At 57.1% G+C, this 15,699-nt stretch carries 10 protein-coding genes and 1 pseudogene; 7 read left to right on the plus strand and 4 right to left on the minus strand.

Features of this window, described 5'->3' with window-relative positions:
• The 4 genes from EN964_RS06645 to EN964_RS06660 form a co-directional block, all read right to left on the minus strand.
• Nucleotides 1-660: SDR family oxidoreductase (locus tag EN964_RS06645; protein ID WP_164775746.1), on the minus strand; the 660-nt coding region annotated here is incomplete at its 3' end.
• A gap of 11 nt (nt 661-671) precedes the next feature.
• On the minus strand, nt 672-1,967 hold the full coding sequence (locus EN964_RS06650; protein ID WP_127268928.1) for a glycosyltransferase family 4 protein: 1,296 nt from the start codon (nt 1,965-1,967) through the stop codon (nt 672-674).
• Nucleotides 1,964-3,847, minus strand: a complete 1,884-nt coding sequence (locus EN964_RS06655) for a nucleoside-diphosphate sugar epimerase/dehydratase (protein ID WP_164748680.1) — start codon at nt 3,845-3,847, stop codon at nt 1,964-1,966. Before EN964_RS06655 ends, EN964_RS06650 begins: the two co-directional genes overlap by 4 nt.
• A gap of 1,024 nt (nt 3,848-4,871) precedes the next feature.
• Nucleotides 4,872-5,393: a helix-turn-helix domain-containing protein gene (locus EN964_RS06660; protein ID WP_127268924.1), complete on the minus strand. Its 522-nt coding sequence runs from the start codon at nt 5,391-5,393 to the stop codon at nt 4,872-4,874.
• Between the two features lie 412 nt (nt 5,394-5,805).
• Here EN964_RS06660 and EN964_RS06665 point away from each other — a divergent pair, with 412 nt between their 5' ends.
• The 7 genes and pseudogenes from EN964_RS06665 to EN964_RS38110 all read left to right on the plus strand — a co-directional run.
• Nucleotides 5,806-6,054 (plus strand): helix-turn-helix domain-containing protein, encoded by a 249-nt coding sequence (locus EN964_RS06665; protein ID WP_127268922.1) that lies wholly within the window; start codon nt 5,806-5,808, stop codon nt 6,052-6,054.
• An 83-nt stretch (nt 6,055-6,137) separates the two neighbouring features.
• Nucleotides 6,138-6,237, plus strand: a pseudogene (locus EN964_RS39360) (transcriptional regulator); the annotation flags it as partial.
• A 1,481-nt stretch (nt 6,238-7,718) separates the two neighbouring features.
• Nucleotides 7,719-8,774: a hypothetical protein gene (locus EN964_RS06680; protein WP_127271157.1), complete on the plus strand. Its 1,056-nt coding sequence runs from the start codon at nt 7,719-7,721 to the stop codon at nt 8,772-8,774.
• 339 nt (nt 8,775-9,113) lie between these two features.
• The gene (locus EN964_RS06685) at nt 9,114-11,315 is read left to right on the plus strand and encodes a P-loop NTPase fold protein (RefSeq protein WP_127268970.1); all 2,202 of its coding nucleotides are present in this window, start codon (nt 9,114-9,116) and stop codon (nt 11,313-11,315) included.
• A gap of 411 nt (nt 11,316-11,726) precedes the next feature.
• Nucleotides 11,727-13,046 carry a hypothetical protein gene (locus EN964_RS06690; protein WP_127268971.1) on the plus strand — a complete coding sequence of 440 codons (1,320 nt, stop codon included), beginning with the start codon at nt 11,727-11,729 and terminating at the stop codon, nt 13,044-13,046.
• A gap of 424 nt (nt 13,047-13,470) precedes the next feature.
• Nucleotides 13,471-15,282, plus strand: coding sequence for a DUF4365 domain-containing protein (locus EN964_RS06695; RefSeq protein ID WP_127271159.1), 1,812 nt, complete (start codon nt 13,471-13,473; stop codon nt 15,280-15,282).
• 158 nt (nt 15,283-15,440) lie between these two features.
• On the plus strand, nt 15,441-15,699 hold a 259-nt coding region (locus EN964_RS38110), incomplete at its 3' end, for a hypothetical protein (protein ID WP_206528699.1).

The raw sequence follows: 15,699 nt of genomic DNA on the forward strand, positions 1-15,699 counted from the left end.
GAGTTTGATATTTGGCAGGACGAAATCGCGAATGATCCTGGCGAGTTCCACGGTAGGCAGTCCGGAAAATACGGCTCGGGTGAACCCTTTCACGTCAGCCTGTTGGCTCAAAAACCAGTCGACCAAGCCGTGTGAAGTGTTCAACTCGCGGCCGATTATCGAAGTCCGAAGGGTTATCGAGTTCTCACAAACTACTTCGCCCAGCAGCTTGCTCCGCCCGTATAAATCATCAGCATTGGGCCGGGCACTTTCGCTGTAGTTCCCGGCCGCACCGTCAAAGACACAATCGGTACTGATATGAACGAGACGAGCCCTCGCGACTGCGCAGAGGCGTGCCAGCCGATGCGGCAAAACTGCATTAATCGGAATTGCGGCGAGAGGGTCATTCACAGATGACATCTGCTTGACAAGCCCAATGCAATTTATGACCACATCCGGGTTTGCCACCGCGAAAATCTTGCTTAGTCCATCAAAATTCTCGACGTCGCCTGCGTCGATCAGCGTCGCCCGACTTTCTGGAAAAACAGGATGCAGATTATTTGAACGGGTGGAGCCAAAAACTACGTAGCCTTCGCTGTTCGCAAAGAATCTGAAAACTGCATTGCCCAGCATGCCCGAGGCACCGAGGACAAGGATTCTGGGGTGCGTCGATTGAGCCATGGTATCTCTCGCTATCTCCGTGATGCTCGTCGCTCCCTTAAAGCCCGACGGAAATGTTCGACTAAATCAAGAGCGAGTGGACCAGGTGCGAAATGCTGATTGAAATATTCACGCCCCGCAGTACCCATCGCCTCCCGCGTTTCTCTTGGGAGGCCCTTCAATCGTATGATTGTCTCTGCCAGGGCTATGCTGTCTTCGGCTGGCACAACTAGGCCCGCCTTGGCCTCGCTTACGATATCGGCCGCCTCGCCATCAAGGCACGCCAAGATGGGGCGCCCAGCTGCTAAGTATGTCGGGATTTTGCTCGGCACCGTCAAACCTAAACCCTTTGCCCGGTTAAGTGTGACTAGGAGAGCAGAGGCCTGTGCAAATACCGCCGGCATTGCCTCTGGCGGAAATCGTCCTACTAGCATGACATTGGTGAGATGAAGTCGCTCAATTTCGGTCCTGAGCCACTCAGACCGGCTTCCACTTCCAACAAGCACGATGTTGATCTCGGGATCTGATATTCGGCCTGCCGCGTCTAAAACTGTCTCCAGCGCCTGAGCTGACCCGAGATTACCCGCAAACACGACATTGAACCCGCGCGTAAGATCCAGAGGCGAACCCGTGAATTTGCTATCCACCGCCAGATTCAAATCGCCAGGATTGGGGTGGTATGCGATTGGCACCGCATCGCCGGCAACGGCGCGTATCTTTGCGATGAAACCGCGTGACTGGGCTAGAAGAAGGTCGGAACGTTGGTAAATGAAACGAGTGAGGGCCTCCACAGCGCTCAGCACTCGCTGGTTGCGAACAAACCCTGTTTCTTCCAAATTGTCCGGCCACAGATCCTGGACCCAAATCACATGAGCGGCAGATTTGAACTGTCTGAAAACGGCCCCTACCAATCCTTGCAGAATCGGGGAGTTCGCATACACGAAGACAATATCGTATCGCTTGGATCGCGTTAAAAATAGCCCGATGATGCTCCCCGACACGACGAATGAGAGGTAATTCCACACTCTCCGTAGCCCCCCGCCTTTGCCTCGCGGTACAACAGGCACCCGGTGTATCAGGTACCCGGACGGATGAATTTGAGTCCCTGAGCTAAGCGCTCGGTAGCCTTCAAATATTTGGCCATGCGGATAGTTCGGCTGACCGGACAAAACCTCAACGTCGCACCCACACGAGCGAAGCGACTCGACAACCTCGTTGATTCTGAACGTTTCGGGCCAAAAATGCTGACTGACGACCAGCACCCGCAACTTCTCGTTAATTCGGTCTGGTGACGGGCTGCCGCACAAAGCCGCGGTCGCGAGGTTCATGACTCAGCCGAACGCTTGATGCTCATCAGCAGGTGATCTTCGATGCCGGGAGTGAACTCCGGCACAGTCGATTTGAGGAGCTTCACGGCGCCTTGCAGATCCCGGGCGCTGACCACGCATTGCATTTCATCAAAAATGCGCACAATGACAGCACGTTTGATCGACCGCGACGATGCGGCCAAGATGCCTGGGGCTCCTGTCTCACTCAAGGTCTCTTTGCTGTCGAACAGCTCCTCGTAGAGCTTCTCTCCTGGCCGCAGCCCCGTGTAGATAATCTGAATATCCTTGCCCGGTCGCCGTCCCGAGAGCCGAATAAGATTTCGTGCCAAATCGACGATTTTCACCGGAGACCCCATATCGAGCACGAAAATCCGGCCTCGCTCATGCTGTGGCGCGGGGGTGTATGCCGCCGCCTGTAGAACGAGGAGACAGGCCTCAGGGATCGTCATGAAAAAGCGTTCCATATCGGCATGAGTGACGGTCACAGGACCACCCGCCTTGATCTGCTGTTCGAAAAGAGGGACGACCGAGCCAGCCGACCCCAAGACATTGCCGAACCGAACTGTGATGAACCGCGTGCCGATGACCTCCGGGTCGAGGTCCAACGCCTGGCAATACATCTCCGCCATTCGCTTGGTTGCCCCCATAACATTGGCGGGATTTACCGCCTTGTCGGTCGACACCATGATCATCCTGGATACATTTGCACTGAGCGCCGCATCGGCGACATTTCGTGTTCCGATTGCATTGGTGAAAATGCCTTCGAGCGGCTGAGCCTCAACCATCGGCACATGCTTCAGTGCCGCAGCATGGAACAGCACATCAGGTTTGAAGCGTTCAACGATCGTGCGCACCGCCTCTTTTTCCCGCACGTTGCAAAGAGCGGCTTGGATATCGATATTTTGCCATCTCTGAGACAGCTCGGACTTGATTGTGTAGAGCGCGAATTCGCTGGCATCGAGAAGAATTAGGCTTCCGGGCTTCAGGTCAGCAATCTGTCGTGCCAACTCAGATCCAATGGAGCCACCGGCCCCTGTAATCATGATGGTCTTACCCTGAATCATCGACTGGATCTTGGGCACGTCCAGTCGAACGGGGTCTCGTTGCAGAAGGTCCTCCAGCTTGATTGGCCGCAGTTCGATCTCCGCATCGATGCTTTGCATATCGAGCAAATTTGGCAGCCGAAGGATTTCTAGCTTCTGAGTTGCGGCAATTTCGACCAGCGCTTCAATGCTGGCATGACGTTCATAATCATCACGTGATCGCGTGAGGATTATCGCCTCTGGGCGGCGCCCCCGAGCCTCAAATCGGGAGAGAATCTGGGGTAGCCGTTCCAAAGGCCCCATAACTGGAACTCCGCGGATAGATCGGCCTGTTCTTCGTCCTCTCTCGTCAATGATTGCCAGCACCTCAAATGAGGCACGATCCCTTTCCTTTATAGCCCTCAGGAAAGCTTCCGCATTGTCGGTAGCTCCGATCAAGAGCACGTTTCTTCCCCCGGCGGGTTCGGCCTTTCTTCTTCGTTTGCTGTCATGGTGATTGCGGTAAACTCGATACGCAGCGCGAGGTCCGGCCAACAGCACGACGGTGAACGCCCAGGCTATGACAACAGAAGAGCGTGGGATCGCATTCAGCCGAATCAGAAGGAACTCAGCGACAATAAAGAGCGCGATGGCCACGCTAGTCGCGCCAGCGATTGCTACCAAATCAGGAAGCGACGCATAGCGCCATATTCCGCGGTTTAGTCCCAGCAAGAAACCTGCCGTACTGACCATGACCCCGAAGAGGGTAGCTGCTCCAAGCAATACCGGCCAATTTAGCAGGAAGCCATCAAAATCCAGTCGCAACACAAATGCTAGTAGCATCGCGACAGCACCCATTATGCCATCGTGCGCTAGGGCCATTCCTCGCAGCGTAATTGGCCTAGGGATAGTTAGACCCCTTCTAAACTTTATCCTGACATCAGAGCTGCCTGGAAGGCCGCATCTGGCTTCCGGCACCTGCTTAAGGCTTTCGTTCAACACGGATGGTCACGTTGATCAGGCGGTTCACGGATGTCTCAACCCCAAGTCAAGCTGTCTCCTCGAAGCTCGGTCAAGGATCGGGTCCAATTTGAGCCAATTTGTCCAACTGTATAGACCAGCGAAGACGCTTCGAGCACGGATAATAATCTCCCCAGCCGGAAGCCGCGGTCCAATGATAGCTTTCGTTGACGAAGCACGATCACGTAGCGAGCCGTGATCCGACCGGTGATTCTATTTGCATGATGTATTCAGTCCTCCACTACGCAACAACTACTTGGTGGCTTCCATAAGGGCAACGATAATGATCCAGTCGCCCCCACTTTTTGAACTTGGGCTTGATTCAGGCGGCGCCATCTCTGCGGAAGAGCTGGCGATCGCCGCCGAGATGCCATGCTCCGATCGGGCTGCTGACTTCGGATTTTGCCAGGACGGACCTTAGTCTATTTGGCGATTGGACAAGTCTTCGTTGCACAGCCAGGCCAGAGTGATGACGTCCTAGGCCTTATCGACTGAGTTTCTTGTGGGCAGAGCCCGCCGCGGCGCTTTTCCTGACGCACGCACAGGGGGCGATCCTTACGCGTCGAAGGCCTGTAAACGACCCTCCACTTTCAGGGACCGTAGCTTGTTGATGCGGTGCCATGCTGTGCAGTCTTTCAGGAGAAGAAGTCTCTGAGCCGCTCCCTTGACGTCACCAGGGCCCAACTTTCCGACATGCTGCCTCGCTTCGAGGCGAAACGATTCAGGGATTTTCACTTCGAGGTAGAGGAAAAGGAGGCACACGGCAGATGGCCGGTGCGAAGCTGCGGCATGGGAACCGCCCGGCTTTGATTTACCTGCTGGCGATACTCCCAGGTTGCTACGAAACCGCCGCAACCACCTTTCAAATGGACTTGCGGTTGGCAGGCATGGGTTCGGTCGCCTTGGTGTCCCTATAGGAATCGGGTTCCGCTAATTCCTCGCCCAATGCGGCGATTACAGCTGCCATGCGACCACGCACTCGTGAAGGAAGATGCATCAGCCCCTCGATCAGGCGCCGGCCTTCCGCGCTTGCAATGAAGTCGATGCGCTCGTCGACAGGCAGGGGCGAAGCTTCACGGCTGGTCTCATTCCCAGGCAGGCCTTCGAAGAAGCGACGGACGGGGACGTCCAGGGACCTGCCGATCTCGTAGAGCATGGAAGCACTCACGCGATTCCTCGCGTTCTCATATTTCTGAAGCTGCTGGAAGCTGACACCTATGGATCGGGCAAGCTGTGCCTGCGAGACGTCTGACTGGACGCGAATGATCGCGATCTGCCTGCCAACATGCTGATCGGTGGGATGAGGCGCGGTCTCCGCTCCAGCCCTTGTCAACACCTCAAATCTGGTGCGCTTCGATTCCGGAAAAGCCTTCTGATGCTGCATATATCACTCCAGACTGGAGAGTTCGTCGCGGTATGCTCCGGCCAAACTCACCAAACCTCCAATGAACAGGGAGTGCGAAACCTTCCTGGTCCGCTTTCTGGCCTTTGGTGGATTACGCGAATGGTCAGAGAGTTTGATGCCGGATTTGCGGCACCAATCGCCAGTAGGGTCTTGCGGCCCGGGGATACTCGTCTCAGCCGCAGAAAAAATACCTTAAGGGCGGCATTGAAGATCCGGTTCACCAGCCTTTCCAACCCCATCTTGCGGCGGCTGCACGCCGACCGCGAAGAGAAGCATGAACTCGAGCGGAAGCTCTCCCGTCCCAAACCAATCACGGATCCCGAATCTCCGAACGTCGATTGTCGAGAATACTCCGTGGTGAAATACTCTTCAAGGCACTGCTCTCGTATCTATGGAAATCCGAGAGGTGTTCGCGCGCAACCTGAGAACTTTGCGGCAGACCAAAGGCCTGTCACAGGAGGAGCTTGCGCATCAGGCAGGGATCGATCGCACCTACATTAGTGCGTTGGAACGCAACGTGTATAACGCCAGCATCGACGTCGTTGATAGGCTGGCCGAAGTGCTGGGCGTGGACGCCGCGGAATTGCTGAAGCGCCCCTCAGCTGATCTGCAGGGAACGAAGTCGGAGCTTGACGAATAAAGAAGTTGATAAACTCAACGTGTGTAAGCTGCCAAGTCTACGCACATGGAAATGCTCGAACTCGCGGCCGAAATTTCGGTCGCTTGCGTCGGGAGAAGGCAAGGTGGAAGCGCGCTCAGGTTCAGCCAGCAATATCTAAGCGGCCTGGAACGTGGTCGTCGCAATCCGACGGTCATCACGCTGCAGTAGCAAACCGATGCGCCTCTTGTGAGACGCGTTACGGGCACACAAACTAACCTTCTGCGTCCAATATGAGGCGCATACCCAAAAGTTCATTACCCGACCGTGCGTGCGCCGGTCGCATCATACCTCCCAAATCGTCGATTGAAGGACTGCCTGCTATGCGAGGTCGAGTTCGCCGCGCGACTCCATCTCTAAAAGATATCGGGCCTTGGCTAGGCGATCCCCTCCCCCGACGGCAGGATAGCCGCAGATGGCGAGAGCGCCCTCTGCTCTTGCCGGCTGGCTCTGGCGGGGTCGCCGCTGCCACCGCCTAACTCGTATAGGGCTTTGCCGAACTCAGCATAAGCTATCTTGTGCGCGTCAAGCAGCGCTCGAAGACTCATGGACAGTTCTTGGTCTCGGCTCGGCGGCTCTGCACCAAGCGCCGCCGTAACCGACGAGGAACGACTGCGCTGCCGGAGTGGAGGTGCAAGCTCGTCGGTTGGATCCTAGACATGGCAACCTCTTCCATTAGCATTGATGCCCATCACGCCAGTGACGTCGAACCATCAAAGCGTAGCACGACGGTTTGCGCATTCGTGTCAGGATCAACACATCCAAGCAGTCGAGAGCCAGGGCGGCTGGGGCGATGCGTAGCGCCTGCATCTTAGGATGCCGTGCCTAACCGCCCTGCGGAAGCTCCGATTGAGCGCGGGCTTGTCGCGACCGGCGCTTCCATTGGGGCGGTGAAGCCAATGTATCCGCCGTGCGGAGGATGGCGCCAGCCTACAAGCCTGCGCTCGGCCGGCATCCTACGGCCGGCGCTGGCGACGTCGGCTCTACGGGCCGAGCTGAAGCCCCTCTGCTGCAGCGAGCCGTTCGCCGATCCGGGGGGACTTCGGGCTAGGTCGGCGAGGTTCTAACGTGGTCTATCCAACAGCTCGTTATCTACCGACGAGCGGCCACCTCAAGAACAGTCTCTGACCACGCCCTCCTTCCCGGGCCCCACAAAAGCCAGTCGGGCTGCCGCACATCGCACTAAGCTACGGACGAAGAACGAAAATCGACGATCTTGGGAGGTGCAGCAAAGACCCGCACCTCGCGAAAATGCGGCATAACCACTTGAAACAACACAACCGATCGACGCCGCACCTCGCGGCCTTTTATCTCGCCATCGTTCTTCGGTCGTATTTCGTGGCTCTCGCTCGATAGCACCAAAACTCGCTCTGCCACGCGGGAATACCCGGGTGTCCCCTGTTGCGCTAAGAACTACGAAAGGAGGCGGATCGCTTCTAGAGCATACCGCTGATGTGCACTGAGAGCGCCGCTTCAGCCGCAGCCGATCTGAAGCCGCCTTGATGACGAGAGCGCATCTCTGGCACGATCGCGGGCACGTCGGAGTCGCCAGATTTGACCTTAGATGGCACTGGCCGGCGTGTCATATCGACACTGCGAAGGCGTGCCAAAAGCAGTCTGGCTGAACAAAATGGAGATAAGCCGCCGTGTGGCAGAATGACATTCTTGTGTTGCCTGACGATCTGATTGCGTTCGCCTGGTCTGCACCGATGCGGGACTTGGCGGCAAAGCTCGAACTGTCCGACGTCGGGCTAAAGAAGCTGCTGACGCGAAGCGGAGTAGCGTCGCCGCCGCAAGGTTATTGGAACAAAATCCGTGCCGGAAAGAGGGTGCCATCAGTACCCAAGGCGCCACCGCGGCGCCCCGGTGAACTGGGTCGAGTAGGTGTCGACGGCCGCTTCAAAAAGGTGCTGCCTATTGCCGCCCCTCTTGCATCCAATGGGCCATTTGCGTCCGCCCTGGTTCCAGAAGACCTCGACGAACTCCACGCACAAGAGTTGAAGGCGATTGGCAAAGTCTCTGTCCCGCAGACGTTGGACAGGCCCCACAAAGGGCTCGTTCAACTGCTCAAGCAGGAGCAGCGCCGCCGCGACAAAAATGCAGAGCGTGAGTGGAGCTTTGACGAACCCAAGTTCGACAATCCACTAGGCAAGCGGCGGCTGAAAATCTTCAATGCGCTGTTTTTGGCGCTCAGCAAGCGTGGCCATGACGGTGATGCCTACGAGCGCGATGGCGAAGTTCATGCGCGAGCAACCATCGGCGATTCCTATCTTGGTTTGGACATTGGAATAGTCGGTAGCCACCGCACCGTGCGTCAGCATGGGTACCTGCGGCCGGCGCCAGACCTGCCAGCATCAACCCTTATCGCGCTGCGGATCGATCCAGGTTTCGATCGCAAGAATACGGTTTCTTGGCAGGATGACGGTGACGCCAAGCTTGAGTCAAAGATCGCTGAGATTGCGGCTGCGATCATCGTGGCGGGCGAGAAAAAGTTCAGAGCTAGCCTGCGGGAAGCCGAGGAGCGCGCAGAGCGGGAGCGGATCGAAAAGGAAAATCAGCGCCAGGAATGGCTAGCCCAGCGCAACCAACAGCGCCTGCAAAACCTGCGGACCAGCGGAGAGCTACTGCGTCAGTCTGAAGAGATTCGCGCACTTGTTGAGCGCGTCCGTCGCGCGATCCCTACTTGTAGAACCGTGCGCTGACCGCTTTCGGGCCGAGAGTGGACCGACGGCTCCGAGGCTCGGATCGTCAGTAGCGGACCTTCGAACGTCGAATGATCTCAAAGACCAACTGCCAGCTTTCTGCGCGTTAAGCCATGATCGGAGGCGTCGAATGCGAACATGTGTTGAGGGCGGATGTTTCCGGCCTCGGCCCTTTTCGCTCCTAAGTGTGGCCGTGGGATACACCGCCGGTCCCTTGTGTCCCTCCCTGCCTTCGCCCCCAAAGCTGCTGAGGCGCATAGTAGGCTTCTCTTTTGCGCCTCAGATGTGTATGCCTTAATCAGCTCCATGGAACATCTAGCTGGAGCTGATCAAAAATATATGAAGCCACCAACGCAACCTGACTCCGACCGGCCCTTGAATGCCGAGGCGGCCGATCTTTTTGGCTTTGTGGGCATAGCCAGAAGACTCGCACCCGCAATTCTGAAGACGTTCGAAACAGACGGCATGGTCGTTGGCCTGGAGGGGCCTTGGGGATCAGGCAAGACCACGCTGCTGAACTTCCTGCGGCACGAGCTGGACAAGAGCAAGCCGGAGCACATCCACGTCATAAACATCGCGCCATGGCTCAGCGGAGATCGGTCCAATCTCGTATCCTCCCTGCTTATCCCAATAGCGGACATTCTGGATCAGATTGAAAACGCGCACGCCAAACAGAGCCGTTGGAAGCAGCTGAAGAAGAAAGGAACCGACCTCGGCAATCTCGTCCGGTCGTACGGCGCGAAAACAGGGCGGACGTTGGCGCCGGCCGCGCGGTTGGCTGAATATTTCATTCCCGGTGCGAAGATCGCGGGAGACTCGTTGGATTTGGCTTCTGAGTACCTTGAGCAGTCTGAACGCCAACAGACGACTGCCGAAATCAAAGCCAACATTTCCAAGAGGATTTCCGAGCTCAAAATCGGCTTCGTCGTCATTCTGGACGACCTCGACCGGCTTGAGCCCGAACAAGCCGTTGAGGTGGTCCGGCTGGTGAGGTCGGTCGCCGATTTCCCGAAGATTACCTACCTGATGTGCTATGATCGGGCGGCCCTATCCCACGCGCTTATGACTGGCCTGAAGATATCCGATGGAGATCAGTTCCTTCAAAAAATCATCCAGCTGACCTTCACTATACCACTCCCCGAGCCATTCGACTTGCGGGAGCAATTCCTCACAGAGGCTTTGGCCATCTTCGAGGAAGTCACCGGAAGCCCCGCGACTAGTGAGCTCCTCTCCGATCTTAAAGTTGGGGTGGACCGCGAAGGTGGCGCACTACGGACCCCGCGAGAGGTCAAGCTTGCTCTCAACAGCCTCCGGTTCCTGTATCCCTCGATCAAGGACGATGTCTATTTCCCCGACGTCTGCCGGTTGCACCTGATCAAGACAACGAACCCGGCTCTCTATCGTTGGATCGAGGAATATCTCTCGCTACGCTCGGTCCTCGTCACAGGCGATGGTACAATCAGCAGCCACGACAAGAAGGAGATCGGCAAGCGGCTTCAGGAGCTTCTGCCGTCAGACGACGCAATGTCCACGCAGTCAATCTGGAGCCTGCGCCGGTTCATTCCAGGCATCATCAAGAACGACAGTCCCGAGCAATGCGTCTTTTCGAGCTCAAGCGTAGGCGAAGTGAAAAACATGATCGCGCTGCGCCGTCTGGGCAGCCCGATCCATTACCGCTACTACTTCGCGCTGACGTATCCGAAAACGATAATGCCGGATGACGAGTTCAACGCGTTGCTCGCCCTCGCAACGAGCCACACGTCGGCGCTGACGGAGAAACTCGTCGCTCTCGCCCGGAAAAGGAGGTCGTCAGGAAGGAGTTGGTTCGAACATTTACTGGACCGGCTGGATGACGACATGATCAGAAGCCTCGGCGCATCGAGGCTCTCAGGTCTGATAGAAGCCATATCCAACGGCATGGATGTCATCCTTGCCGAAGACAACAGTCCGCGGCCGTTGTCGCTGTCAGTCTCGGATATCGCGGAACGTGTGGTGAGGGGTTGCCTCAAACAGTTGAAGACGTTGGACCACGATGCCTTTACCTCGGCAGCCACCAAGCTCGCCTCAGACTGTCCGTCGCTGAACTGGCTGATCGGGCACTTCATCAGAGACGAGCTTTTCATGCATGGCCTCGTCGGTGAACGGGCAAATCCTGATGGCTCGGCCTTCGACCGTGAGAAGCTGACTGACCTCCTGAATAGCTTGAAGACGCGTGCTACCGCTCAGGTGAACGATGGCGATCTTTCGAAGATGCCGGATCTAGCAGCCTACCTCTTTGGCTGGAGGGACCTGTCAGGCCTGGAAGAGCCAAAGGCCTGGGTCACGAAATTCACCGAACCCGATGAAGGCTTTCTTTTCCTCCTGGACAAGCTGCGCAGTTGGGCCGTGAGCGACCGGGTATATTACCCGCTCCAGCAATCGGCTGTCAGCGTGTTTCTGGATTGGGATGAAACCACAAAGCGACTGGAAACGCTGGCTGACACTGAGCATAGGGAGAAGGTGGAAGAACTCAAGGTCGCGATCGAGCAGGGCAAACACTGAGCACTTGCCGTGAGCGCAGAAATTGATCGGCGGGAATGGCGGTGCAGGAAGGAAGCAAACAAACACCTCAATGGCTCATTGGAGGGGCGCGAAGCGTTCCGTTAGAACGAGGGGCCGTTTGCCGACCGGCAGTTTCTGGCGTTCAAAAAGCGACAGCGGACATTCGATTCGGTAGCTCCGAGGTCCCTGACTGACCCGTTCAAGACCTTCCTCCGACCCCAAAATGCAGGCCCTGATCCAATCCGGACCTTCCTAACACGGTTTCCTTGCCGAAAGCCGACTGTGAGCCCGCTAGAGGACGCGGCGAGAACCAAAGCCTCTTGCTTGTGAGTGAAGAGTTCTTGCACGTTCCGAAGAAGCAGGGGTCTAGTAGAAACAATCCACGCGAATGGGCCAGCTAATGGAGGTGTCGTGAACGCGGTACAGATGCGTGAAATTATCGTGGGGCTGCTTGCCGCAACCTACAACACCGTTGGCGAAGACGGCCTTGCCAGCGCATTCATCCTTGGCCGACGCGATAGGCATCCCGCCTTAGGCGGCATTTCTGTCACGCTTTTCTTCCGTCGAAAGAAGCTGATGCCTGCGGTGATGAAGCTGAGGTCCCTCGGGCCGCCACATCTCCGTTATCTTCCGTTGGGCCATTCCTTTGAGAAGCTGCGGTCTTTCCTCACGGACCGGTACCACCTTGTTGCGGGCAACAACATTTTCAGCCGCGCTGAAACCTCACTCCTGGAGCGGATATCGAAGGAGCAAGTTGACTTGCTTGTCGACCAGTTCGCAGAGAGCGATATCCTCACTCCGCCTCTAGAAACTTGCCTCTTTCCGCTGGTCACCATCCAGATGAGAGATGCGTTTGAGGGGGCGGTATTCTCGCTCTCGACAGCGACTGGTCTTGCAGCACAAACGCCGCTCGCGAACCTGCCACGCGGCTACGTCGATGGTCATCTATTCCCGCCATTCAGCGACTGGAAGCACAAGACCCAAACCCCGACGAGCTGGCTCCTTGTCACCGCTCCATCGCCTGAGGTGGCAAAAAAATATCGAGCATCGATCTTAGGGGCGATCTCCCTCACCGTAATGCATCACTACCGACACCAGTTTACCGGCCGGAAGGTTTTCGGCGGAGTGGTGGGCGTTCGTGATGGATGGTCCTTTTCCGACAGCTCGCCACATACGCCGGCACTCGGCGAGGACGTTGTGCTAGGGGTCGAGGATGGTGTTTGGCTTGAAGTGATTGATAGGGCTCTCGCTTCCAGCAGCGAGGCCGATATCAAGAAGCTGAAATCGCTGCAGTACTTCTACAGGGCTTGGTTTCTACCGGACAGCGAGCGGTTCCCAATAGACTGCATCACGATCGACTCGATGTTTGGGGATGCAAACGGCGCAACGGAGGCTGTTGCGCGCGGGGTGGATGAACTGTTCGGGGGAAAGCTCGATCGTACCCGTGTGCTTCTGCTGATGCGATTGCGGAACTCGGTAATCCACGGCGGAGCGCCGGATGTCTACGATTCCTCGAAGTACGCGAGGTACTACCGAGACTATGGCGACGATCCGATCGCCGACATGAGCGCCCTTGTCGCCGAGTGCCTCCGACGAAAGGTTTTCGATGGGCAGCTTCGAGAGCAACCTGACCCCTACGCTGAAGTGATCGCGCAGGCTGTCGCAGCGGGTAGGTTTCCTGCGAGGGAGCCAGCGGGAATCCTCGCTCCCTTAGCCACGGCGGCGGCGTGACCACTTGACCACTTGCGCCGTCCACAACAGAATTCGTGGCGATGGGATGCAGCTCTGCATGCTCCCCCGGTGCTTCCCCGAGGTTTCAAGGGAAGCTTCCGGAGAGGCCAATGCTTGTTAAGACATCGAAATCGTTGGTGCCGCCGGCAACGTCAGCTATCGGGCAACAGGAAAGATCACCTCAACGGCCGACATCGGGCGCATTGCTGACCGGCTGATTTTGGGCCGTATCCGGACAGTCCGCTTGGGACCCTGGATCGGTGTACTCGGACGCTCGGAGGTCGTCTCGGCGGGGCCCTCTACTCTCGCTTCATACCTGCGCCGACGCAGAACCGTCGTTAGGTGGCCGAGCGGGACAAAACGCGACAGAAAGAAATGGCGTGAGGCCCTACCAATCCGCCAACGGCGGCGATAATTGTGCGAAATGCCGAAGCGATCCCGAAGCCACCAGCTTGAAGCCGAATCCATCCGGCGGTACGAGCAGGCCCTGCCGAGCCGTTGGGTTTGTCGGCGCAAGGACGAGGATTATGGTGTCGATCTCGAGGTCGAGGTCTTCGACGACCGCGACGAGGCAACGGGGCTGATCTTTCTTGTGCAGCTCAAAGCGACCGACGATCCGACAGAGGCGCTTTCAGTTGCGATGAAGATGGATCGGCTCCTCTACCTAGGTAGCCTCGACTGCCCCTCGATCGTGGTGCGCTACTGCAGCGTGGACGATAGCTTCCACTGGAAGTGGCTTTCCAATGTGTTCGCCGAGATCGGCCAACCCGAGACCAAAACCGTGACCATACGCTTCTGCGAAACCGATGCTTGGTCGGACGCTGATCCAGAAGCCATCGTCCGCACGTTTAAGGTGTACCGGACAATCCGCCTGGCCTCGCGACAGCTGTCGCTCGGCTTGGGCATCGATGAGAGGCGCTGCGGTGGCCCACATTCGTTTGAGCTGAGTTGCGCAGTCGCCGAGATCACGTCTTCCTGCCGGATCGTAGGGACGTCATTGGACCCCAGCGAATGCCTCCCCGTCATGGTTCACCTCGACGGCGAATATCTGCGGTCGCGGATAGACATGATCGCGTCGATCACTGTCCACCTTAAGAGTTTCGATCGTCACGAGATTGCGGCACAGCTCTCCTACGTGCTGGCCCACTTCGCATGTGGATATGAGTTCATCTCGCAAGCACGCGATTTGGCAACGCTGATTCGGCAGCGCCGCTACAGATGTCAAAGCCGAAATGTTGCGGCGGTAGTCGCTGCCCGACTGAACGAGCACCCAACTTTGGCAGGTGACCTTGCCGCCCTGAACGGCATCCACGAGCGCCAGGATGAGGCATACCTTCTCTACGTCCACAGCCTCCTGAGCAGTAGCCTTCCCTTCGAAGAGCGTCTGGCCACGGCGTCGAGGTTCTATGTCGACGCGCTTGAGTTCCATGCGGCGGAGACGCCGGAGCGGCAATCGGCGATCCACTATTCCTTCGGGAATGCCCTGCGAATCTCCGGCGCGATGTCGAGGGCTGTCCGGCAGTACAACTTGGCCCGCCGGAAGTATCCCGACTACCTTAGACGAGGCTATTTCCTGGCAGAACTGGCTGCTGCTCTTTTTTTTCGCGGCCGTCACCGAATGGCAGCTACTCTTTACGACCATGCGTATGAGGCTGACGCGAAACCGCAGGTCGCGATCTGCGCGGGTGACGCGCATTTGTTCTGCGGGCACTTCGCCGAGGCGCATCGATGTTACGATGCCGCAACCAATTCTGACGACATTTGCGAAAGCAGCGAAGCTGCGCTGAAGGATTGGATGGCCACTTGGGTGGAACAGTTTTCTTACCGTAACTACCTCACTTACAGTCCCCATATCTGGATGTCGGTCCTTGAGCAGAGCGTCGAGGCAGAGCGGCGCGACCATGCGATAGGGGCCTGCCTGATGTTGTGTTACTTGACCGAGGACAATCTTCCGTTCTGGGCTCGGGCGATCTCGTTGACGACCGGTGGCGAGGACCGCGACCTTCTATTTGCAGTGATCGCTGGCGCGGTATGGACACACGGCCAAGCTGCCTATGCTCTGTTTCGCGACGGTTTTCGTCGAGCGGGGGGCTCAAGTGATGCGCTGCGAAATCTCGACGGAATGGTAGGCGATCTCTTCGCGCAACGGACTTCTAGTAGTAAGGGTGGCGTCACCACACGACTTCTTCGCGAACATCACTACGACAGTGTAGTCGAGGAGCCAACCAATCCCTAGAAGGGGAATCTACGAGGCGACGATTAAAGGTCTTTTTGGCGATGGCTAAGACTACCGCATTCAGATTCGCGATCGCGGACGCCAAGCCCCGGTCCGAATGCTGGTCGTTTTTTGTCAACCACAATGACGTCTACCTAACGAGTAACGCATATAGGCGCATGCTTAAACTCAGCCTTCACCAAAGTGGTGTTTGTCAGGTCGCGCTGTTGGAAGGGTTTTTCGCGCAGCACTTGGAATGGCGGGAGGACGGTCCCGATTTTCGTTCGATATTGCGGTGGCAACGTCTCTCGACACAAGAGGACCGGGGGCAGGTTGCCGCCTCAATCCTGTTTGCGTCCGACGGTTTCTGGCCTGAACAGGAAGCCATACCAAATACGAAACAATACACGGCATTGGCACCGCCTCCCCACATGTGCG

The organism is Mesorhizobium sp. M7A.F.Ca.CA.001.10.2.1 (assembly GCF_003998575.1).
Lineage (GTDB): Bacteria > Pseudomonadota > Alphaproteobacteria > Rhizobiales > Rhizobiaceae > Mesorhizobium.